Below are 20568 nucleotides of genomic sequence, written 5' to 3'. Positions count from 1 at the left end.
TCATGCTTATTTTTTAGGGAAAAAGAGGGTAAGCGTCTGTTCATTCCAGGATGTTTCCATATCTTCTTCACTCACCTTATACGGGAGGACAACGGTTCTTGTCATGCTTGAAGACACGTGGGATGAATGAGCCTGTTTATGATCGTAGCGGATTGTAACGTGAAGGTAGCACCCTTTCGTTTCCACCAGCATATCCCCGTCACGGAATGTCTCGGGAACGCTGATATCAACCGCGAGGCCCGTCGGCTCTTCTCTGACGTCAATCGTCACTTGCGCTTCAGTAAAAGCCGAATTGACAAGGTGTTGAAAACCCTGCATCAATTCTGCGAAGGGACCTGAGTGAAAAAATTGGTCCATCGCATGGCTGATGATGTCCTCATTTCTTTGCGGATCAAGTTTATCGTTTTGTGATTGATCCATATGACCACCGCCTTTTTACAAACAGACTATGCGATGTTATGCCGTATGGTTAAGAATTGAAGGAAAAAAGAAAGTATGGTTAAATAGTGGAGAATAAACTGGTAACGGATTCACATTTAGGAAGGGGAGCACAACACATTGCTGAAAAAATTATTTGGATTGGGAGACAGCCGGAAAAAGCCGGCCGAAGAAGTGATTTTTTCTCCGGCTGACGGAGCGGTGATGGATTTGGCTTCAGTGCCGGATCCTGTATTTTCACAAAAAATGATGGGGGATGGGATCGCCGTCGAGCCTGCAAACGGAGACATTGTTTCACCGGTTGAGGGAGAAGTGATTCAGCTGTTCCATACAAAACATGCTGTCGGCATCCGCACCCTTTCCGGAGCGGAACTTTTGATACATGTCGGCTTGGATACCGTCAATATGAACGGTGAAGGCTTTGAAGCGCATGTAAAAGAAGGCGACAAAGTGAAAACAGGCGATCTGCTTTTAACGTGCCGGCTGGATTTAATAAAAGAAAAAGCAAGCAGCACCGTCATCCCTATGGTGATTATGAATGGCGATGCCGCAGAACCTTTGCAATTTGCAGGCGCAAATGAAGCGAAAAAAGGACAAACAGAGCTTTTTACGATAAAAATGAAGTAGGCAGGGGCTGATTCCCTGCTTTTTTTCTTGTGCAGGATTTTCATCTAGCCAGGCAAACAAATATTCGGTAAACTGTACCTCATAAAGAGGTGTGAACGATGAAGAAAAAATCACTGAGCGAACTGATACAGGAATTAAAAAATCATGAAAATATTGTGCATTGGCATGAAGAGGAACCGCGGGAGGCGAAAACCATGCCGATGCCGGAGCAAGTAGATCCGAACATTCGGGCGGCTCTCGAAAAGAGGGGGATCGAGCGGCTCTTTACACATCAATACTCCGCTTTTCAGACGGTTCAAAACGGAGAAAGCATTGTGGCTGTCACACCGACGGCCTCCGGAAAAACACTGTGCTATAATCTTCCGGTTCTTCAGTCTATCGCGGAAGATGCCTCAAGCCGCGCGCTTTATTTATTTCCGACAAAGGCGCTCGCACAGGATCAAAAAAGCGAGCTGAACGAAATCATAGACGAGACGGGCATGGACATTAAAAGCTTCACCTATGACGGAGATACGTCTCCGGCCATCAGGCAGAAAGTCAGAAAAGCCGGGCATATTGTGATCACAAATCCCGATATGCTTCATTCAGCCATTCTTCCCCACCATACAAAATGGGTGAGTCTGTTTGAAAACCTGAAATATATCGTCATTGATGAATTACATACGTATCGCGGCGTATTCGGCAGCCATGTGGCGAACGTCATCCGCCGTTTAATGAGAATCTGCGCTTTTTACGGAAGCAAGCCGTCATTTATCTGCACATCCGCCACAATCGCCAATCCGATGGAATTGGCGGAGCAGCTGACGGGAAAATCAGTGCGCCTGATTGACGACAACGGCGCCCCGGCCGGAAGAAAGCATTTTGCTTTTTACAACCCTCCGATTATAAATAAACCGTTGCATATTCGAAAAAGCGCCACCGTGGAAGTGAACGAACTTGCCAAAACTTTTTTGAAAAATAAGATCCAGACGATTGTTTTTGCAAGAAGCCGTGTGCGGGTTGAAATTATTTTAAGCCACATTCAGGAGATCGTAAAAAAGGAAATCGGCGCGAAGTCTGTCAGAGGTTATCGCGGCGGATATCTTCCGAAAGAAAGAAGAGATATAGAGCGGGGGTTAAGAGACGGCAGCATTCTCGGGGTTGTCAGCACAAACGCGCTGGAGCTTGGCGTTGATATCGGCCAGCTTCAGGTCTGCGTGATGACGGGGTACCCGGGCAGTGTCGCGAGCGCATGGCAGCAGGCGGGCCGGGCCGGACGGCGGCAGGGAGAGGCGCTTATCGTGATGGTGGCGAACTCTGATCCGATTGACCAATATATTGTGCGCCATCCTGATTATTTCTTTAAACGCTCGCCTGAATCTGCAAGGATTAATCCTGATAATCTCATTATATTGGTCGATCACCTGAAATGCGCTGCGTATGAGCTGCCTTTCAGAGCCGATGAAACATTCGGAGAAAATGATGCAAGAGACATTCTCGAGTATTTAGAAGAAGAAGGGGTGCTTCACGAAAACCGCGAACGCTATCACTGGGCGAGCGAATCTTTTCCCGCCTCCAACATCAGTCTCCGTTCGGCGTCACAGGAAAACGTGGTCATCGTTGACCGGTCAGAGACGGCTGATGTAAAAATCATCGGAGAAATGGACCGTTTCAGCGCGATGACGCTTCTTCATGATGAAGCGATTTATCTTCATGAAGGGGTGCAGTACCAGGTTGAAAAGCTTGATTGGGACCATAAAAAAGCGTACGTACGAAAGGTCGATGTCGAATATTATACAGATGCCAATTTAGCGGTGCAGCTGAAAGTGCTGGACATTGACAGAACGGACAGCAGAAAGAAAACGGCCTTACATTTCGGCGATGTAACCGTGAACGCACTTCCGACAATATTTAAAAAAATTAAAATGACGACATTTGAAAATATAGGATCAGGGCCGATTCATCTTCCAGAAGAAGAACTGCATACCAGTGCTGCCTGGCTTGAATTGAAAGAGACGGATTCGGAGATCGGCGAAAAAACGCTTGAACAGCTGCTTTTAGGCATTGCCCACGTCCTGCAGCATATCGTGCCTGTATACGTCATGTGCGACCGAAATGACGTGCATGTCGTGCCGCAAATCAAAGCCGCACATACCGGACTTCCGACAATCTTTCTGTATGATCATTATCCGGGCGGAATCGGACTTGCCGATGAAGTATATAAGCGATTTGATGAAATCAATGAAGGGGCTGAGCGCCTGATCAGACAATGTCCATGTCAAGACGGATGTCCTTCCTGCATCGGCTCCGAAATAGAAGGAATAGATGCAAAGAAAGCGATACTCCGGCTCTTGAATTACGTGTAAAAGAAAAGGGGGACGAAAGATGTCCTTGAAAAATAAATTAAAGCGGATGAAAAACCACCTGAATGTGCCGGAAGCTGAAAAAAAGCCGGCAGCTTCACAACTTTCGGTCTCGGATATTCAAGTCCCATTTAGAGAAGAATGGGAGGCATTCGGAGTGAAGCCTTTCTTTTTTGAGGATGAATACTGTCTTATCCGCGAAACCGTCTATCCGCTTTCGCACCGCCACGGACGGTACAGCTTCAGTGAACTTGATGACGTCATGGCATTATGGAATAAAGGCGGTTTGACGCATACTTTATCAGCAGAAGGATACGAAAAAAGCCAGCTGTTCTTCTTTGATACTGAAACGACCGGCCTCGGCGGCGGGGCCGGCAATATGATTTTTTTGCTCGGTCATGCAAGAGTGTATGAAGACCGTGTCGCGGTTAAACAGCATCTGCTTCCTAAACCGGGAAACGAGACGGCTCTTTACAAAAGCTTTTTAAGTGAGGTTGACATTACGTCTCTTGTTACGTATAACGGAAAAGCCTTTGACTGGCCGCAGGTAAAAACTAGGCATACATTGCTGCGGGACAGGCTTCCGAAACTTCCTGACTTCGGACACTTTGATCTTCTGCACGGGGCGAGACGGCTTTGGAAACATAAATTAGAGCGTGTATCGCTTTCGGCGGTTGAAAATGAAGAGCTTGCTTTTAAAAGGGACGAAGACACACCTGGTTATTTGGCGCCGATGCTGTATTTTCAATTTTTAAAGGCGGAGGATCCGGCTCTTTTAAAGGGAGTGCTCTCGCATAATGAACAAGATGTGCTTTCCCTCATCGCTCTTTACATCCATATGTCAAAAAAGATTTTTGCATCTTCTGATCAGACGTCAGAACGTCAGGAAGCATACGCCATGGCGAAATGGTTTATCGCTCATAAAGAAACCGATCGGGCTGTTTCACAGCTGGAAGCGCTGCAAGGCAAAGCCTTTGAAGATTCGGATCGGGCCCTTTTTGACTTAGCAATGCTTTATAAAAAACAAAACCGCAGGCAAGACGCCGTGCCCCTTTGGGAGAAACTGACGGGCTCTGATCTTCACATATGCAGACACCAATCAGCGGTAGAGCTGGCGATCTATTTTGAGCATCACGCAAAAAATTATAAAAAAGCTCTGCAGGCCGCGCAGCAGGCGGCAGAAGACGGGGAAATTTCGGAAAAAGAAGCCGAGAAGCTCCATGTGAGAATTGCCCGGCTTAAGAGGAAATATTCTTCTTGAAATATTGCCCGGGAAAGCGCAAAAGCCGAGCTGTTTCGCCAAAAATATTTTTTTCTGAATCCGCATCGATTTTGTTGTAGAATGGTGCCGCATCTTGTAAAATAGCGTTAGTTATTTATAGGGGAGAGTTGGTATGTATAAAGGTGTTTTTTACTTGTTCTTTGTCGTGGTTTTTTTGATTGCGTTTGTATTTTCGAATTTTAAAGACAGCTTGCTGACACACTTTTAAATTGGGTGATTGAATTAGAACATGCACCCTCTTTTCTTCATAACCTAACAGTGTAATAAAAGTTAATGGAGAGGGGATTTAGCATGTTTCATCATCATTGTTGCAGACCAAACGTGATGCCGCCGATTGTCCATCCGACTCATTGCTGTGAACACCATTGCTTTTCTAACACGGTTGTGCCGCATATTCATCCGCAACATACAACTAACGTAAATCACCACAACTTTGAGCACGTTCATTACTATCCGCACACTTTTTCAAATGTTGACCCGACAACTCACCAGCATTTTCAGTGCGGAAGCCCTTGCTGCGATCATTAGTATTGAACGCTTAAGCAAGATCGGTTAGGATATCAGCAAATCAAAATGGGGCCCGATGGGGAGCCCCATTTTTTAAGCAGGTGATCAATTGAAAGTATTAGCCGTAACAGGATACAAGCCGTTTGAACTCGGGATTTTTAAACAGGATGACCGGGCGCTTGTTTATATAAAAAAGGCGCTAGAAACCAGACTCAGAAGCTTTATTGACGAAGGCTTGGAATGGATTCTCATATCCGGACAGCTGGGGACTGAGCTTTGGGCGGCAGAAACGGCGTACGATCTCAGAGAAGAGTATCCGGAATTAAAGGTTGCCGTTATCACGCCTTTCTACGGTCAGGAGGAAAAGTGGAAGGAACCGAATAAAGAAATGTATGAAGCGGTGCTTGCTCAGGCAGATTATGAGGAGAGCCTGACGCATCGGCCGTACGAAAGTCCGCTCCAATTCCGGCAGAAAAACGCGTTCTTTATTGAAAAGTCAGATGCGCTTTTGCTTTTATATGATCCTGAAATGGAAGGATCGCCGAAATATATGCTGCAGCAGGCAGAAAAACGCCGTGAAACAGACGGATATCCGATTTATTCGATTACGATGGATGATCTCCGTGCCGCCGTTGAAGAAGAAGATTTCTTTACATAACACGTCAGAGAATATTTGACAACGGGACGTGTTTCTGAATAAAATATAACATGATGATTCACGATATGAGGTGAAAAAGATGCTTGCTGATAAAGTAAAGCTTTCTGCGAAAGACATTTTGGAAAAAGAATTTAAAACAGGCGTTAGAGGTTACAGACAAGAAGACGTTGACAAATTTTTAGATATGATTATTAAGGATTATGAAACCTTTCATCAAGAAATTGAAGAACTGCAGCAAGAAAATCTGCAGCTGAAAAAACAGCTTGAAGAAGCAAGCAAAAAACAGCCGGTGCAGTCCAATACGACCAACTTTGACATTCTGAAAAGGCTGTCCAACCTTGAGAAACATGTATTCGGCAGCAAACTTTATGACGAATAGGGCAGATGCACTTGTCAAATGAGACAAGTTGCTTTATAATGAACAAGTGTTCTTAACGTTCGGGTAATCGCTGCAGATCTTTGAATCTGTAGAGGAAAGTCCATGCTCGCACGGTGCTGAGATGCCCGTAGTGTTCGTGCCTAGCGAAGAAATAAGCTAGGGCAGCCTTGATAGGCTGACGGCAGGAAAAAAGCCTACGTCTCCGGATATGGCTGAGTATCCTTGAAAGTGCCACAGTGACGAAGTCTCATCAGAAATGGTGAGAGTGGAACGCGGTAAACCCCTCGAGCGAGAAACCCAAATTTTGGTAGGGGAACCTTCTTGAAGGAACTGAACAGATAGAAGGACAGAATACTTTCTGTAGATAGATGATTGCCGCCTGAGTACGAGGTGATGAGCCGATTGCAGTACGACGGAACAAAACATGGCTTACAGAACGTTAAACATTATTGATATGACAAATTAGAGCTCTCCTTTAAAGGGGAGCTTTTATCTTGAATGAAACGAAAGCTTAAAAGAGACAGGGTGATACGATGAAGAAGTACACACTAATAGCGACGGCGCCGATGGGAATCGAAGCGATCGTCGCCAAAGAAGTGCGTGATTTAGGTTATGAATGCAAAGTAGACAACGGAAAAGTCATTTTTGAAGGAGATGCGCTTGCGATCTGCCGCGCTAACTTATGGCTGCGGACGGCTGACCGCATTAAAGTACAGGTCGCCGAGTTTCAGGCGAAAACGTTTGATGAGCTGTTTGAAAAAACAAAAGCGATTGACTGGCGCGCGTACATTCCGGAAAACGCAAAGTTCCCCGTTATCGGAAAATCCGTGAAATCAGTGCTTGCCAGTGTGCCTGACTGCCAGCGGATCGTCAAAAAGGCGATAGCGGAAAAGCTGAAACTGCAATCAGGAAAACAAAATGAATGGATTGAAGAAACGGGCCCCGAGTATAAGGTGGAGATTTCCCTTTTAAAAGATAAAGCCGTGCTTACACTGGATTCATCAGGAACAGGCCTTCACAAACGGGGATACAGGGTTGATCAGGGAGGAGCTCCGATTAAAGAGACGCTCGCTGCCGCGTTAATTCAGTTAACCAACTGGACGCCTGACCGTCCGTTCGTCGATCCGTTCTGCGGTTCCGGCACGATCGCCATTGAAGCCGCTTTAATCGGACAAAACATTGCTCCCGGTTTTAACCGTGATTTTGTTTCAGAAGACTGGGAATGGATCGGAAAAGAACTGTGGGACAAGGCGCGTCTTGAAGTGGAAGAAAAGGCGAACTATGATCAGCCGCTGCAGATCTTTGCCAGTGACGTGGATCACCGGATGGTAAACATCGCCAAAGAAAACGCAGAAGAAGCGGGACTCGGTGACCTGATCGAATGCAAGCAAATGCGGGTGCAGGATTTTACGACGAAACTCGAATACGGCGTAATCGTCGGAAACCCTCCGTACGGCGAACGGCTCGGCGAAAAAAGGGAAGTCGAGCAGATGTATAAAGAAATGGGCCGGGCATTTGAATCTCTTGATACATGGTCTGTCTACATGTTGACGTCAAATGAACAATTTGAAGAGGTCTACGGAAGAAAAGCAACCAAAAAACGGAAGCTCTTTAACGGTTTTATCAAAACGGATTATTATCAGTACTGGGCTAAAGTGCGGCCGCAACGGAAAAAGCCGCAACAAAGAGAAGACGCCTGAAACAGCGTCTTCTCCGGCATCTTTACGTTTTATTCTGCCATTACCAGCGGTGCGCTTTTGCGTTGCTCCGTAAAATAATGTTGGTCTGGGACATTTCGGTGTGGCCGTTCACTTGCGATTTAGAGCGTTTCGGCCGCGTCCAATTGTGATGAAACAATTCAGAATGCTGATCTAATCGATCTTTATAACTCATGTAACCATCACTCCCGGATAGAATAATTTTGTGAAGATGGATATTCGATCGAATATCTGTTGTAGTTTGTGCAGGTCAGGTGCGGATCATTCAGAATGGCATGTATAGAAAGTGAAGCATCGGCATAGAATGATGATTATTTCTATTTGAGAGGTGATCTATTTTATGCTGAACAGCGAGCACTTCAGTAAAATACAAAAGGCGTTAGACGCAACTGCTTTCCGGCTGGAGGAAGCCGGAGCGGAGTTCGGTCCTTCCGCCATGACACACGCACAGGAAGAACTTGAAAATGCGGTAAAACATACACATTCAACAGACCATCCGTTCCTATGTACACATATCATTAACCGGAAATGATAATGGCAAAAACTTGGCGAGGCCAAGTTTTTTTGTTGTATTGAAAAGGGTTAAATGATATTATAGATGGTCTGAATGCCGAATAGTTAGGGGTTGGAGTTGGGTGACAACATCACGTTTGCCTTTTGCTTTAACAAAAGAAAAGAATTTTTACGAAGAATTGAACAATTGGATTGGTGACGTGTTTTACGATATCCTTCCCGAGAAAGGCTTTGACCTTCGGGATGAGCAGGTATTTATGGCGTTTCAGCTTGAACGGGCATTTAAAGAGAAAAAGGTCATGTTCGCTGAGGCAGGAGTCGGTACGGGGAAAACGCTGGTATATCTGCTGTTTGCCATCAGCTATGCCAGATATACGGGGAAACCGGCCATTATCGCCTGCGCCGATGAAACGTTAATTGAACAGCTTGTCAAAAAAGAAGGCGACATTTCCAAGCTGACAGAACATTTGGATCTGCAGATTGATACACGGCTGTCCAAATCCCATGAGCAGTATTTGTGTCTGAAAAAGCTTGAGAAAACGATACAGCGTTCTGATGATGAAAAGTGGCTGGATCTTTATGAGTCGCTGCCTTCATTCGTACACGAGTCACAAGCGATGCAGCGCTTTTATCCGTACGGCGACCGCAAACAGTACGCTGATTTGACAAATGAAGAGTGGGCAGGCGTCAGCTATGATTCCTTCCAAGATTGTTTAACATGTGATATGAGACATAGATGCGGTTTAACACTTTCAAGAGATCATTACAGAAAATCAACGGATCTGATTGTTTGCTCCCATGATTTCTACATGGAGCATGTATGGACGGAAGAATCACGCAAAAGGGAAGGACAGCTGCCGCTTTTGCCGGATCACAGCGCCGTCGTGTTTGATGAAGGACATCTGCTGGAATTCGCCGCGCAAAAAGCGTTAACGTATCGTGTGAAGCAGTCGACGCTTGAGCTGTTTTTAGAGCGTCTGCTTCAAAATGATATCAGAGAGGAATTCGCCGAACTGATTGAAGATGCCCTTGCCGCAAACGATGAGTTTTTCTATGTGCTGTCAGAGGAATCGAAGGAAATCGCCGGCTCTCACCGATTGGACATCCAAAACGACCAGCGTGTTAAGCGTGCGGCTGACGAACTGTGCCGTCTGCTCGATAAAATCGGCGAGGCGCTCGTATTTGAATCGGAAATGTATACGATCGATAAGTACGAGCTGTCAGTTGTAGAAGAATACGTCGAACAAATGGCATATTCGCTGTCGCTGTATCAAAAGGATGCCATCAGCTGGCTTGAAACGCGGGATACAGACTCAACGTTTGTCGTTATGCCGAGAACAGTAGCCGAAGTTTTGGGAGAAAAGGTCTTTTCTAAAAAGATCCCTTATATTTTCTCATCGGCCACTCTTTCTGAGGGCGGTTCATTTGATTATATCGCTGACAGCCTCGGAATCCGTGATCCTTTATCATTCACCGTTGAATCTCCGTACGATTACGAGGAGCAAATGTCTGTTGCGCTTCACGGTGACATGACGTCTGAGCAGAAAACAGCCGAAACGATTGAAACCATTAAGAAGAATGAAGGACGCACCCTCGTTCTTTTCCCTTCCTTTGAAGACATGAAGGAATTTAAAGAACAGGCTGCCGCGTGGGAGCTGCCGTATCCGATATACTACGAAGGTGACGAAGAGATCAGCAGTCTGGTCGAAAAATTCCAGCGGGATGAAGAATCCGTGCTTTGTTCCGTCCACTTATGGGAAGGTCTTGACATTCCCGGTGACTCGCTCCGGAATGTGACCATTTGGGCATTGCCGTATCCGCCTCATGATCCCGTGTTTACCGCAAAGCGGAATGGAGCGAAAAAAGATCCGTTTGAGGAAGTTGATCTGCCGTACATGCTCTTAAGAGTCCGGCAGGGAATCGGCCGCCTCATCCGTTCTAATCAGGACAGCGGAACCATATCCATTTATGCGGGCGGAGAAAGTGAGCGGGTCTTGGCCGAAGTCAAAAAGGTTTTGCCTGTTACACCGAAAATCGTATAAAAACAAAAGCTGCAGGATTCTTATCCTGCGGCTTTTTTAAATCCGGGAAGTTGACTTTATCACGGCGTTCCATTAGCCTGTAATTGATAGTGAAAAGGGAGGGGAACGGATATGGATTTACATACATATGAAAAAGAGTTTTTTGATCTGTTAAAAAGGGTGTCCCACTATGAAGAAGCCATTGCGCTTATGCACTGGGACTTAAGAACGGGAGCCCCGAAAAAAGGCTCTGATGACCGGGCGGAAAGCATCGGACAGCTGTCGGCTGACGTTTTTCAAATCCAGATATCCGACCGGATGAAAGAGCTGATCGACATCCTTCTCGCACATGCAGAAGAGCTGCCTGAAGATACAGTGAAAGCGGCGCAACTTGCGAAAAAAGATTATGATCATAATAAAAAAATTCCTGAAGATGAGTATAAAGAATATGTCATTTTAACATCGAAAGCTGAAACGGCTTGGGAGGATGCAAAGGCTGCCTCTGATTTTTCTATGTTTGCTCCGTACCTTGAGAAGCTGATTAATTTTAATAAGCGGTTTATTTCGTATTGGGGTTATGAAGATCATCCATACAACGCATTGCTCGATATTTTCGAACCGGGTGTTACGGTAAAGGTGCTGGATCAGCTGTTTTCTGAATTGAAGGAAGCGATTATTCCGCTTATCAAAAAAGTGACGGAATCCGGCAATAAACCGGACACTTCCTTTATAACGAAAACGTTTTCGAAAGAACAACAAAGAGCCCTCTCCTTGTATTTCTTAAAAGAGTTCGGGTATGATTTTGACGGCGGCCGCCTGGACGAGACGGTGCATCCGTTTGCGACGACAATCAACCGGGGCGATGTGCGGGTGACGACCAGATATGACGAAAACGATTTCCGCACGGCAATTTTCGGAACGATTCATGAATGCGGGCATGCGATCTACGAGCAGAATATTGACGAAGCGTTGAGCGGAACGAACTTATCTGACGGTGCATCCATGGGAATTCATGAATCCCAATCATTATTTTATGAAAACTTTATCGCCAGAAATCAACATTTCTGGACCGCCTATTATGAAAAAATGGTTGAGGCTTCGCCTGATCAATTTCAAGATGTGAAAAGAGAGGACTTTGTACGCGCCGTAAATGAGGCGAAACCGACATTTATCCGAATTGAAGCCGATGAGCTGACATATCCGCTTCATATTATTATCCGTTATGAAATTGAAAAAGCGATTTTCAGCAATGAAGTGACAGTGGAAGAACTGCCTGCATTGTGGAATCAAAAATATCATGATTATTTAGGCATTACGCCGCCATCTGACGCAAAAGGCATTTTGCAGGACGTACATTGGGCGGGCGGCGATTTCGGCTATTTCCCTTCCTATGCGCTCGGATATATGTATGCGGCACAGCTGAAGTATACCATGCTTGAGGATCTGCCTGAATTTGACCAATTAATAGAACGGGGCGATTTTGAGCCGATCAAACAATGGCTGACAGAAAAGGTTCATCAGCACGGAAGACGCAAAATGCCGCTTGACATCATAAAAGATGCAACGGGAGAAGAGCTGAACGTTCAATATCTCATTGAGTATCTCGTCGGCAAATATTCAAATTTATATTTATAAACGAAACGCCCGGCATACACCGGGTGTTTTTCTAAAAATTCTAAAAACACGAATAATCGAAAACCAATTCTTTGTAAAAGTTCGGAAATATTCAAATTTCACTATGCAAAAGAAGTGTATCTTGTTATAATTTGATTAATATCATACGAACACTCATATAATCGCGTGGATATGGCACGCAAGTTTCTACCGGTCACCGTAAATGTCCGACTATGAGTGAGCAATGGAACGGCTTTATTCGGCCGTTGCGTGTAGATCATTCGGCATTGCTTGCTCTTTTTATTGAGAGCGGGCAATGCTTTTTTATTTTTTTATAAGCGGGGGTAATCATTGTGGAAGCATTAAAACGAAAAATAGCAGAAGACGGAATTGTTCTTTCTGATCAAGTGCTGAAAGTGGATTCTTTTTTAAACCATCAAATTGATCCGGTTCTCATGCAGCAGATCGGCCGGGAATTTGCGCGCCGTTTTGAAAAAGACGAGATAACCAAAATCGTCACAATTGAATCTTCGGGCATTGCCCCTGCGGTGATGGCCGGCCTTGAACTCGGCGTTCCCGTCATCTTTGCGAGAAAAAGGAAGTCTCTCACATTAACGGATGATCTGCTGACGGCATCCGTCTATTCTTTCACGAAAAAAACAGAAAGTCAGATTGCAATCTCCGGAAATCATCTGTCGAAAGATGACCGCGTGTTAATCATTGACGACTTTTTAGCGAACGGACAGGCGGCAGAAGGACTTTTATCCATTGTAAAACAAGCAGGCGCAGCGGTTTGCGGGATCGGAATCGTCATTGAAAAGTCATTTCAGCCGGGAAGAGATGAGCTGGTGAAAAAAGGATGCCGGGTCGAATCACTGGCGAGAATTCAATCGCTTGAAGACGGAAAAGTGACATTTGTACAGGAGGTCCGTTCATGAAAAACGGCTATGCCAAAACACTTTCACTCGGTATCCAGCACGTGCTTGCCATGTATGCCGGCGCCGTCGTCGTTCCTTTAATTGTAGGAGCGGCATTGGGACTGAACGCAGAACAGCTGACATATCTCGTATCAATTGACATTTTTATGTGCGGGGCGGCTACGCTGCTTCAAGTATGGAGGAATAAATGTTTCGGCATCGGCTTGCCCGTTGTGCTCGGCTGTACGTTCACCGCGGTAGCGCCGATTATTTCCATCGGTAAGGAGTACGGGATTTCAGCCATTTACGGAAGCATTTTGGCATCGGGTCTGCTTGTCATTCTGCTGTCGTTTTTCTTCGGCAAGCTCGTATCCTTTTTCCCGCCTGTCGTAACCGGATCTGTCGTGACGATTATCGGGATGACCTTAATGCCGGTCGCGATGAATCATATTGCCGGCGGGGAAGGCAGCAAGGATTTCGGTGATCCGGCTAACCTTGCCCTCGGATTTACGGTGCTCGTCATCATCGTGCTGCTTTATCGGTTTACAAAAGGATTTTTGAAATCCATTTCGATTTTAATCGGCATTGTCATCGGGACGGCCATCGCATATTTTATGGGAAAAGTGCAATTTGACAATGTGGCGAATGCTGATGCCATTCAAATGATTAAACCGTTTTACTTCGGGACGCCGACATTTCATGCGGCACCGATTATTACGATGTCCATCGTTGCCATTGTCAGCCTTGTTGAGTCAACCGGCGTCTATTTCGCTCTCGGTGATCTGACAAACCGGCGCCTGTCTGAACGTGATTTAGCAAAAGGCTACCGTGCGGAAGGCCTGGCGGTATTCATCAGCGGCATTTTTAATGCTTTTCCGTACACGGCTTATTCCCAAAACGTCGGCCTCGTGCAGCTGACGGGAATTAAGAAAAACGCGGTTATCGGTGTCACGGGCGCACTTTTAATGCTGTTCGGCCTTTTTCCGAAAATCGCAGCCTTCACGACCATCATCCCGTCTTCCGTACTGGGAGGCGCGATGGTGGCCATGTTCGGCATGGTCATCTCCTACGGCATTAAAATGCTCAGTCAAATTGACTTTAAAAAGCAGGAAAACCTTCTGATTGTCGCGTGTTCGGTCGGATTGGGACTCGGTGTAACCGTCGTTCCCGATATGTTTAAGCACCTGCCGTCTTACTTAAATCTGCTGACCACAAACGGAATCGTCGCCGGAAGCTTTACCGCCGTCCTTTTGAATATTATTTATAATATGATTCCTAAAACGAAAAAAACCCTTGATGTGACAAGGGTTCAAGAGGGTTAGTTATCCGTTCTTCTTTAAAATAACATCTTATTTTATCCAGATCGAGGATGCTTCCGAAAGTTGATGAACTTTTTGCGAGGCATTCTCTTTTTTTATTAGTTTCATTGTTTGAAAAGAAACAAATTGAGTGATGAGGCATCCGCCTTATTTCGCCGAAAAACCGTCCCGGACTATATGTACGTGAACGAGTATCTTGTGCACGGATCCTTACAAATGAGAGTGAAAAGAAGGGAAAGCCCCTTTTTTTAATTAATCCATCCTTCAAAAGTTGCGCGATAGAACCCTTCGATTATCTCTACTTTCTTAAGGTAATATGTAACACCATTCTTAACAGTTGTATTTGGGATATCCCATCTATGAAGGTAATCTATTGTAAAAGAATCTTTGGTCGCTTGTGTCGAAATTTTTGTTTGAGTTGAGTCGCTATTTGTATGACCAGGGCTAGATGCAAAAGCAGGGGCAGCGGAAACGAGTAAAGCGAGAGACAAGGCAGAACCAGTTAAAACTTTTTTTAATTTCATTTTGAACACTCCTTTGTTTTTTAATACACTTGTATTATTACATACAATACAAAAATAACCAAGGGTTTTTTTGTTAATATTTTGTGAGCGTGAATGTAGTTAGGGGCAGTCCTTTCATTCACTATTGCGGCTTATTTCAGAATATTGATAAGTATATAGAGAAAAAGAGTTGAATATTGCTGGCTTCTGGTGAGCTGCAGCTTTTGAGTGCTTGCTTTTAGCTATTCCAGCGCTTTTCCAACGGGGAAGGTGCGATATGAAATTTAACACTGAAACAATTGTACAAAAGTAAAATCTTTATTTAAAATGTTATAAATACGAATTTTCAATATAGGAGGTTATCTGATGGCAGAAAAGAAAAAAGCTTTAATCATTGTGGATGTACAAAAAGCCTTTGATGATAAAAAGTGGGGAGAACGAAATAACGTAAAGGCGGAAGAAAATATCAGCAAAATACTGAAATTATGGAGAGAAAAAGGATGGACAGTCATATACATACAACATATTTCTGATAAACCTGGTTCTTTATTTTATCCAAAAAATGAGGGGGTTGCTATAAAGGAAATCGTTAAACCTATGGATAAAGAAGTCATTATAACCAAGAAAGTAAACAGCAGCTTTATTGGGACTAATCTAGAAGAGCTTTTAAAAGCAAATGATATAACAACTGTCGTAATCACTGGCTTGACTACGCCGCACTGTGTTTCAACAACCACAAGGATGAGCGGTAATTTAGGATTTGATACATACCTGATTTCAGATGCAACAGCAGCCTTTGGAATGAGAGACCAAAATGATACATATTATGATGCAGAGACTATTCACAATATATCTCTGGCCACGTTGCATGATGAATTTGCCACAATATTAACGACTGATCAATTAATCAATGATTTTATAAAAACAAACTGATTAACATTATGGCTAAGGCCGGCGGTAGGGATAGGCGGCTGAAAAGCATATTCAGGCGCATACAAGGACCTCTTCGGAAAATACGGGGGTTGCCGACTCTTTTTCATCGTCGCAATATCAATTTTAAAAAGGCATCTGCTTCAGATGCTTTTTTTTGTTTCTTGTAAACCGGTTTCGGTAAAAAATGATCGGCGGTTAACGGTCTGATTCGGCTTCGGTTTGAATAACAAAAGGCTTTACTAATCAGCGAATTATTCAGTGCTGAGTCTGGTGTTTTTTGATTTCCTCGAATAGATTGGCTTGATCATCTTTTTGAGGCTGAGGCTCTTTGTTATGACATTTTGGATCGATCACATTTTTAAGGTCTTTGATGGTTAAAGGCTTACAGTCATCTTTTAATTCGTAGCCTAATTGTCCATTAGCTTCTAAAGTGGCATATTTAATTGTGTTTATATTTGAAATGCCAAGAAGTCTTAAACGCATTTCGAGTTGATCTGCTGTCAGTCTCAGCTTCTTTAAGTTTTCTATATTGAGTTGGCCGTCTTCTATAACGAATTTAGATTTTCCGGTTAAAAAAATTCAATCCAGTTTACTTTTACTTGAAACCATTCCATCATAATCAAAGCGCTAGAAAGAATAGACGCAGCGATTAATGTTTTCACTGGTTTCTACAATGGGATGAACGATAATCGTACCGATTGACATCATCACCATTGTCTGTGCGATGGTCATTTGTGCAATGGATTTTCTCCCTGAAATTCTCAGTAAAATCATTCCGAATGCAATTATAATTAATTCTTCCCAGCAAATCTCATGTTATCACCCTGGATTGTGTTTTATCAAAAATAAAAGAGCAAGTAAGAGGTTTTATGGGGTACTTGCTTACGAAGAATTATTGCCCTTACATTTGATAACTAAAGAGGGGAGGAAAAACATTCCATGGCCTTTTGTTTACGTCAGCATATATCAAGAATAGAGTTACCTTAACATGAGCTGGGGAACTCAAGCGTCCATAGAAATGTTCTGAAGGATCTGGATTGATTCTTCGTAAAGAGTTGAGGCTCGGCTTTTGGATAGACATGTGATTCACTAAAGTGCTGCAGGATCCGATCAAAAAACCTATGGCAGGAGAGAATTTTAGATTATGTGTTTTTGCGTCTAAAAGCAGAAAACAGTACGACTGATAATGATCATCGGGTGAAATGAAATTACGCACCTAGGTGCCGTATGTTGGATCAATTATAAAAGGAAGTGAAACTAGAAAAAGGGGCAAAGCCCCTTCATATTAGTAACAGCGCTCATCATTCCCATACCAGATTCCGTTCCGGAAAGAAACTCCTTTTAGATACCAATTGTTGATATCGTCCAGCAGTTGCAAAAGCAGAAGGTGCTGATACAAGTAGAGCAAGAGATAATTCAGAATCTGTCACAATTTTTAATTTTGACACTTTTTAGGTACATGTTAGCAATCATTTATTCTCTTATCGGCACGGTAACATACGGATTATTTTTAGTTGTTGCTTAGAACAAACATTCCGCGTCATGAAAAATCAGCTTTTGTAGACGGCTGTCCAAGTGCCATCAGCACCATGGAAGGTGATGTTGTCTAAATAATAGGTGATTCCATTCCGGTAAATTGAAGTAGGATAATCAGGGCCGGAACCATTAAGTATGAACGTCGCCAAAGCAGATACTTCCTTCGTTTTACTTTCTGCAGAAGGTGTATCAGCAGGACCTGCGGCAAAAGCAGGGGCGGCAGAACAGAGTAAAGCGAGTGATAGGGCTGAGCCGGCTAAAGCTTTTTTCATTTTCATTGTAAACACTCCTTTTCTTTTTTTGATACAACTGTATTATTACATATTATGTTAAATATGTACATGTTTATCTTTGTTAATTTTTTGTGAACAAACAGATAATCTATTTAAACGCAGAGATGAAATAAGTATGATGATGAAGCAATTATCATCTATAAATATAAGATCAGAAAGTGGCTGATTTTCTCAAAAATCATCTGCTCTTGCGAAATGAGGAGTTGCATGACATTTACGGAACGGGCCGTAGCCATTATCAAACAGATTCCTGAAGGAAAAGTGATGACGTATGGTCAAATTGCCGATCTTGCGGGAAGTCCGCGGGGAGCGAGGCAGGTTGTGAGGATTCTTCACTCCATGAGTAAAAAGCATCGTCTTCCTTGGCACAGGGTCATCAATGCAAAGGGCGAAATCGGATTGAGAGACGAAGAGATGTTTTCTGTACAGAAGCTGTCTCTTGAAGCTGAGGGGGTAGCGGTCACGTCAGACGGACGGATCGATCTCAATTTATACGTATATGATCCGAATATGTAAAAAAACCTGCCATATATCGGCAGGTTTTTCAGTTATATGCTTTGAGCCGGCCAGAAAGGTTTTGCCGGATATAAGGCCATTCCTCCCGAAGGATGGAGTAGTAGGCGGTATCTCTGAGGCCGCCGTCGACAGCCGGAATGTGTGCGCGGCGGATCCCTTCAAATTGGGCTCCGATCCGCAAAATCGCAGTCCGTGAGCGTTGGTTGCGAACGTCGGTTTTTAGCGTCACCCTGACAGCTTGCCACACGTCAAACGCATGGGTCAGCAACAGAAGTTTACATTCCGTATTGACACCGGTCCGCTGCACGGCAGAGGCATACCATGTGCTGCCGATCTCACACACTTCCGGAGCTGCGTCCGCCGGCCGCGTAAACACTTTCACATCCATAAACCGCGTGCTTCCGACGATTCGGTCTGTTTCAAGACTCCGTACTGCAAATGGCAATGCAAGTCCTTTTTCATAATCGGAAAGCGCGCGCTCAATATAACGCTTTGTTTCTTCGATTCCGTCAGGAACATGGGTGTAAGCGTAAGTCGTCCTATTTTCTGAACCAGCGTCACAGAGTGCCTGAGTGTGATCAATCGCCAGCGGCTCTAACTGAACGAGTGATCCTTTAAGAATGACAGGCTTCAGCATTCCTATCACAACCTTTTTTTATGAATGGATTAAGTATAGTCGAAGAGTTTCTTATTCAAAAGGGCCAATTTCCTATTAAAATGGCGGGTCAGTGAAATCCTCGATTCAAACTTATGCATACATTCAGGAAAAAAGCGGAAACCTTTATGTAAAGAGGTGATGGTCATGGCATATGTGTTATCTGTCGGAACGAGCATTCCGAAGTATCATGTCTCGCAAGAAACGGCGGCGGATTTTGCGAGAGGGATGTTTGCCGATTCATTTAAGGATATTGATCGGCTGTTAAAAGCCTTTCAAAACGGCGAAATTGAATCAAGGCAGTTTGTCCGGCCGATTGAATGGTATAAAACGGCACGGGGTTTTTCAGAAAAAAACCGGCTGTATACGGAAGAAACCGTAAAGCACAGTGCGGATGCGGCACTTGATTGTTTAACAAACCCGGATTGTTTAACAAATCCCTTTCCATATGAAAAAGTCGATGCGATCTTTTTTATTTCCAGCACCGGGCTTTCAACACCCAGCATTGAAGCGAAAGTGATGAATCAGCTACCGTTTTCTGCGAAAACAAAACGGATACCGATCTGGGGTTTAGGATGCGCGGGCGGAGCGGCCGGCCTGTCCAGGGCGTACGAATACTGCCGCGCGTATCCTGAAGCATACGTGCTTGTCATCGCGGCTGAACTCTGCAGTTTAACGTTTCAGCCTAACGACAAGTCAAAAAGCAACTTAATCGGAACTTCTCTGTTTGCGGACGGAATTGCCGCAGTACTAATCGGAGGAGAAAAGGCGAACCGAAACGACGTCAAACAGCCGCTTCTTCCGCGGATATTCGCCACTCAATCGGTGATGATGCCGGATGCGGAAGATGTGATGGGCTGGGAATTCACCGACAGCGGTTTTCAAGTCATTTTTTCAAGAGACATTCCCACCCTGGTTTCACAGTGGCTGAAGGACAATGTTGATGAATTTTTATTTGCATATGGCGTCAGTCCTCACGACATTAAAACCTTTCTTGCCCATCCAGGCGGGAAAAAGGTCATTGACGCCTATTTAACGAGTCTTTCAATGGACACCGGGCAGCTTGCGGCATCTCGGAAGGTGCTGCAAAAACACGGGAACATGTCTTCCGCAACTATTTTTCATGTGATAAAAGAACAGTTGCTCCGCGGACGGCAGAAAGAAAACGAAAAAGGGTTGATCGGCGCTCTCGGGCCGGGATTTTCGTCTGAGCTTTTGCTGTTCAGCTGGGAAAAGGGGGCTTCTTAATGTTTTGGCTGTTTATCATGCTGCTTGCGGCCCAGCGGATTGCGGAGATGATCGTGGCCCGGCGCAATGAGCAAAAGGTGAAAAAGCAAGGCGCAGTCGAATACGGAGAAGGACATTATCCCTTTCTCGTCCTGATGCACGTGCTCTTTTTCGTCTCTCTTACAGCTGAGGTGGCGGCGTTTCAAAAAACGCTTTCTCCAAGGTGGGCCGCCATTATATGTATTATTTTATTTGTACAGGGGATCAGGTATTGGGCGCTATTATCATTAGGGCGGTATTGGAATACGAAAATCCTTGTCGTGCCGGATGCGGAGCTTGTCAGAAAGGGGCCGTACAGGTGGATGAAGCACCCGAACTACGCGGTCGTCATCTTAGAATTTATTTTTCTGCCGCTGTTATACGGAGCGTATTGGACACTGTTTCTCTTTTCGATTCTCAATGCCTGCATGCTCACTGTGAGGATTCGCGCCGAAGAGAAAGCGCTAGAAGAAAACACCGCAAAATAGAGATTGAAAATCATTCTCACTCATGATAAGATGTAAATATGAA

At 44.5% G+C, this 20568-nt stretch carries 21 protein-coding genes, 1 other RNA gene, 2 pseudogenes and 1 riboswitch; of the genes and pseudogenes, 18 read left to right on the top strand and 6 right to left on the bottom strand.

Annotated features, from left to right (window positions below; translation table 11 throughout):
- Positions 1–6: 6 nt before the first annotated feature.
- Positions 7–420 carry a hypothetical protein gene (locus tag NYE68_RS12095; protein WP_017418017.1) on the bottom strand — a complete coding sequence of 138 codons (414 nt, stop codon included), beginning with the start codon at positions 418–420 and terminating at the stop codon, positions 7–9.
- A 138-nt stretch (positions 421–558) separates the two neighbouring features.
- On the opposite strand from NYE68_RS12095, the gene NYE68_RS12090 reads away from it, so the two are divergent.
- The 9 genes and pseudogenes from NYE68_RS12090 (at position 559) to NYE68_RS12050 (ending at position 7933) form a co-directional block, all read left to right on the top strand.
- The gene (locus tag NYE68_RS12090) at positions 559–1065 is read left to right on the top strand and encodes a PTS glucose transporter subunit IIA (RefSeq protein WP_012117833.1); all 507 of its coding nucleotides are present in this window, start codon (positions 559–561) and stop codon (positions 1063–1065) included.
- Between the two features lie 98 nt (positions 1066–1163).
- Positions 1164–3410 (top strand): DEAD/DEAH box helicase, encoded by a 2247-nt coding sequence (locus NYE68_RS12085; protein WP_014418230.1) that lies wholly within the window; start codon positions 1164–1166, stop codon positions 3408–3410.
- 19 nt (positions 3411–3429) lie between these two features.
- A complete protein-coding gene (locus tag NYE68_RS12080) occupies positions 3430–4668 on the top strand; it encodes a ribonuclease H-like domain-containing protein (RefSeq protein WP_113766751.1) in 1239 nt (412 codons plus the stop codon).
- A gap of 121 nt (positions 4669–4789) precedes the next feature.
- Positions 4790–4897 (top strand): annotated as a pseudogene (locus NYE68_RS12075) (hypothetical protein); the annotation flags it as partial.
- An 83-nt stretch (positions 4898–4980) separates the two neighbouring features.
- Positions 4981–5217: a spore coat protein CotD gene (cotD, locus tag NYE68_RS12070; RefSeq protein ID WP_003153539.1), complete on the top strand. Its 237-nt coding sequence runs from the start codon at positions 4981–4983 to the stop codon at positions 5215–5217.
- A gap of 88 nt (positions 5218–5305) precedes the next feature.
- A complete protein-coding gene (locus NYE68_RS12065) occupies positions 5306–5854 on the top strand; it encodes a DUF1273 domain-containing protein (protein WP_033574708.1) in 549 nt (182 codons plus the stop codon).
- A 79-nt stretch (positions 5855–5933) separates the two neighbouring features.
- Positions 5934–6233, top strand: a complete 300-nt coding sequence (gene gpsB, locus NYE68_RS12060) for a cell division regulator GpsB (protein ID WP_003153541.1) — start codon at positions 5934–5936, stop codon at positions 6231–6233.
- Between the two features lie 55 nt (positions 6234–6288).
- An RNA gene (gene rnpB / locus NYE68_RS12055) (RNase P RNA component class B) lies at positions 6289–6670 on the top strand.
- 96 nt (positions 6671–6766) lie between these two features.
- The gene (locus NYE68_RS12050) at positions 6767–7933 is read left to right on the top strand and encodes a class I SAM-dependent RNA methyltransferase (RefSeq protein ID WP_015417697.1); all 1167 of its coding nucleotides are present in this window, start codon (positions 6767–6769) and stop codon (positions 7931–7933) included.
- 40 nt (positions 7934–7973) lie between these two features.
- Here the strand turns inward: NYE68_RS12050 and NYE68_RS12045 are convergent, their stop codons facing one another.
- Positions 7974–8126: a YpzG family protein gene (locus NYE68_RS12045; RefSeq protein ID WP_003153548.1), complete on the bottom strand. Its 153-nt coding sequence runs from the start codon at positions 8124–8126 to the stop codon at positions 7974–7976.
- Positions 8127–8291: 165 nt separating this feature from the next.
- On the opposite strand from NYE68_RS12045, the gene NYE68_RS12040 reads away from it, so the two are divergent.
- The 5 genes from NYE68_RS12040 (at position 8292) to pbuX (ending at position 14338) form a co-directional block, all read left to right on the top strand.
- Complete coding sequence (locus tag NYE68_RS12040; RefSeq protein ID WP_003153550.1) at positions 8292–8483, top strand: hypothetical protein; 192 nt, start codon at positions 8292–8294, stop codon at positions 8481–8483.
- 103 nt (positions 8484–8586) lie between these two features.
- Positions 8587–10506, top strand: coding sequence for an ATP-dependent DNA helicase (locus NYE68_RS12035; protein WP_254003264.1), 1920 nt, complete (start codon positions 8587–8589; stop codon positions 10504–10506).
- A 111-nt stretch (positions 10507–10617) separates the two neighbouring features.
- Positions 10618–12120 carry a carboxypeptidase M32 gene (locus NYE68_RS12030; protein ID WP_324636785.1) on the top strand — a complete coding sequence of 501 codons (1503 nt, stop codon included), beginning with the start codon at positions 10618–10620 and terminating at the stop codon, positions 12118–12120.
- Positions 12121–12253: 133 nt separating this feature from the next.
- A riboswitch (purine riboswitch) is annotated at positions 12254–12353 on the top strand.
- 99 nt (positions 12354–12452) lie between these two features.
- Complete coding sequence (xpt, locus tag NYE68_RS12025) at positions 12453–13037, top strand: xanthine phosphoribosyltransferase (RefSeq protein WP_012117825.1); 585 nt, start codon at positions 12453–12455, stop codon at positions 13035–13037.
- Positions 13034–14338, top strand: coding sequence for a xanthine permease PbuX (gene pbuX, locus NYE68_RS12020; protein WP_012117824.1), 1305 nt, complete (start codon positions 13034–13036; stop codon positions 14336–14338). Before xpt ends, pbuX begins: the two co-directional genes overlap by 4 nt.
- 245 nt (positions 14339–14583) lie before the next feature.
- On the opposite strand, the gene NYE68_RS12015 is transcribed toward pbuX, so the two are convergent.
- Positions 14584–14859 (bottom strand): hypothetical protein, encoded by a 276-nt coding sequence (locus NYE68_RS12015; protein WP_039254755.1) that lies wholly within the window; start codon positions 14857–14859, stop codon positions 14584–14586.
- A gap of 345 nt (positions 14860–15204) precedes the next feature.
- On the opposite strand from NYE68_RS12015, the gene NYE68_RS12010 reads away from it, so the two are divergent.
- Entirely contained in the window at positions 15205–15771 is a 567-nt protein-coding gene (locus NYE68_RS12010) for a cysteine hydrolase family protein (protein ID WP_061860659.1), read from the top strand.
- A 255-nt stretch (positions 15772–16026) separates the two neighbouring features.
- Here the strand turns inward: NYE68_RS12010 and NYE68_RS12005 are convergent.
- Both NYE68_RS12005 and NYE68_RS12000 read right to left on the bottom strand, forming a co-directional pair.
- A pseudogene (locus tag NYE68_RS12005) lies at positions 16027–16545 on the bottom strand (YetF domain-containing protein).
- A 776-nt stretch (positions 16546–17321) separates the two neighbouring features.
- A complete protein-coding gene (locus NYE68_RS12000; RefSeq protein WP_032866282.1) occupies positions 17322–17585 on the bottom strand; it encodes a hypothetical protein in 264 nt (87 codons plus the stop codon).
- Between the two features lie 222 nt (positions 17586–17807).
- On the opposite strand from NYE68_RS12000, the gene NYE68_RS11995 reads away from it, so the two are divergent.
- The gene (locus tag NYE68_RS11995) at positions 17808–18116 is read left to right on the top strand and encodes an MGMT family protein (RefSeq protein ID WP_015417691.1); all 309 of its coding nucleotides are present in this window, start codon (positions 17808–17810) and stop codon (positions 18114–18116) included.
- Positions 18117–18144: 28 nt separating this feature from the next.
- On the opposite strand, the gene NYE68_RS11990 is transcribed toward NYE68_RS11995, so the two are convergent.
- On the bottom strand, positions 18145–18753 hold the full coding sequence (locus tag NYE68_RS11990; protein ID WP_015417690.1) for a GNAT family protein: 609 nt from the start codon (positions 18751–18753) through the stop codon (positions 18145–18147).
- Positions 18754–18918: 165 nt separating this feature from the next.
- Between NYE68_RS11990 and NYE68_RS11985 the strand changes: the two genes are divergently transcribed.
- Together NYE68_RS11985 and NYE68_RS11980 are read left to right on the top strand one after the other, a co-directional pair.
- Positions 18919–20019, top strand: coding sequence for a 3-oxoacyl-[acyl-carrier-protein] synthase III C-terminal domain-containing protein (locus NYE68_RS11985; RefSeq protein WP_061890673.1), 1101 nt, complete (start codon positions 18919–18921; stop codon positions 20017–20019).
- The gene (locus NYE68_RS11980) at positions 20019–20525 is read left to right on the top strand and encodes an isoprenylcysteine carboxyl methyltransferase family protein (protein WP_003153565.1); all 507 of its coding nucleotides are present in this window, start codon (positions 20019–20021) and stop codon (positions 20523–20525) included. The genes NYE68_RS11985 and NYE68_RS11980 overlap by 1 nt, the downstream gene beginning before the upstream one ends.
- Positions 20526–20568 lie beyond the last annotated feature (43 nt).

It is taken from the genome of Bacillus sp. FSL R5-0447 (assembly GCF_038606125.1).
GTDB classification, from domain to species: domain Bacteria; phylum Bacillota; class Bacilli; order Bacillales; family Bacillaceae; genus Bacillus; species Bacillus velezensis.
Note: the sequence above shows the minus strand (reverse complement) of the source record. Positions and strands in the feature narration are given on the sequence as shown.

What these genes read in the sequence shown, in the direction of transcription:
- NYE68_RS12095 (WP_017418017.1), bottom strand. Translation starts at nt 420, where the DNA reads ATGGATCAATCACAAAACGATAAACTTGATCCGCAAAGAAATGAGGAC.
- NYE68_RS12085 (WP_014418230.1), top strand. Translation starts at nt 1,164, where the DNA reads ATGAAGAAAAAATCACTGAGCGAACTGATACAGGAATTAAAAAATCAT.
- NYE68_RS12080 (WP_113766751.1), top strand. Translation starts at nt 3,430, where the DNA reads ATGTCCTTGAAAAATAAATTAAAGCGGATGAAAAACCACCTGAATGTG.
- cotD (WP_003153539.1), top strand. Translation starts at nt 4,981, where the DNA reads ATGTTTCATCATCATTGTTGCAGACCAAACGTGATGCCGCCGATTGTC.
- gpsB (WP_003153541.1), top strand. Translation starts at nt 5,934, where the DNA reads ATGCTTGCTGATAAAGTAAAGCTTTCTGCGAAAGACATTTTGGAAAAA.
- NYE68_RS12050 (WP_015417697.1), top strand. Translation starts at nt 6,767, where the DNA reads ATGAAGAAGTACACACTAATAGCGACGGCGCCGATGGGAATCGAAGCG.
- NYE68_RS12045 (WP_003153548.1), bottom strand. Translation starts at nt 8,126, where the DNA reads ATGAGTTATAAAGATCGATTAGATCAGCATTCTGAATTGTTTCATCAC.
- NYE68_RS12040 (WP_003153550.1), top strand. Translation starts at nt 8,292, where the DNA reads ATGCTGAACAGCGAGCACTTCAGTAAAATACAAAAGGCGTTAGACGCA.
- NYE68_RS12030 (WP_324636785.1), top strand. Translation starts at nt 10,618, where the DNA reads ATGGATTTACATACATATGAAAAAGAGTTTTTTGATCTGTTAAAAAGG.
- pbuX (WP_012117824.1), top strand. Translation starts at nt 13,034, where the DNA reads ATGAAAAACGGCTATGCCAAAACACTTTCACTCGGTATCCAGCACGTG.
- NYE68_RS12015 (WP_039254755.1), bottom strand. Translation starts at nt 14,859, where the DNA reads ATGAAATTAAAAAAAGTTTTAACTGGTTCTGCCTTGTCTCTCGCTTTA.
- NYE68_RS12010 (WP_061860659.1), top strand. Translation starts at nt 15,205, where the DNA reads ATGGCAGAAAAGAAAAAAGCTTTAATCATTGTGGATGTACAAAAAGCC.
- NYE68_RS12000 (WP_032866282.1), bottom strand. Translation starts at nt 17,585, where the DNA reads ATGAAAATGAAAAAAGCTTTAGCCGGCTCAGCCCTATCACTCGCTTTA.
- NYE68_RS11995 (WP_015417691.1), top strand. Translation starts at nt 17,808, where the DNA reads ATGACATTTACGGAACGGGCCGTAGCCATTATCAAACAGATTCCTGAA.
- NYE68_RS11990 (WP_015417690.1), bottom strand. Translation starts at nt 18,753, where the DNA reads ATGCTGAAGCCTGTCATTCTTAAAGGATCACTCGTTCAGTTAGAGCCG.
- NYE68_RS11985 (WP_061890673.1), top strand. Translation starts at nt 18,919, where the DNA reads ATGGCATATGTGTTATCTGTCGGAACGAGCATTCCGAAGTATCATGTC.
- NYE68_RS11980 (WP_003153565.1), top strand. Translation starts at nt 20,019, where the DNA reads ATGTTTTGGCTGTTTATCATGCTGCTTGCGGCCCAGCGGATTGCGGAG.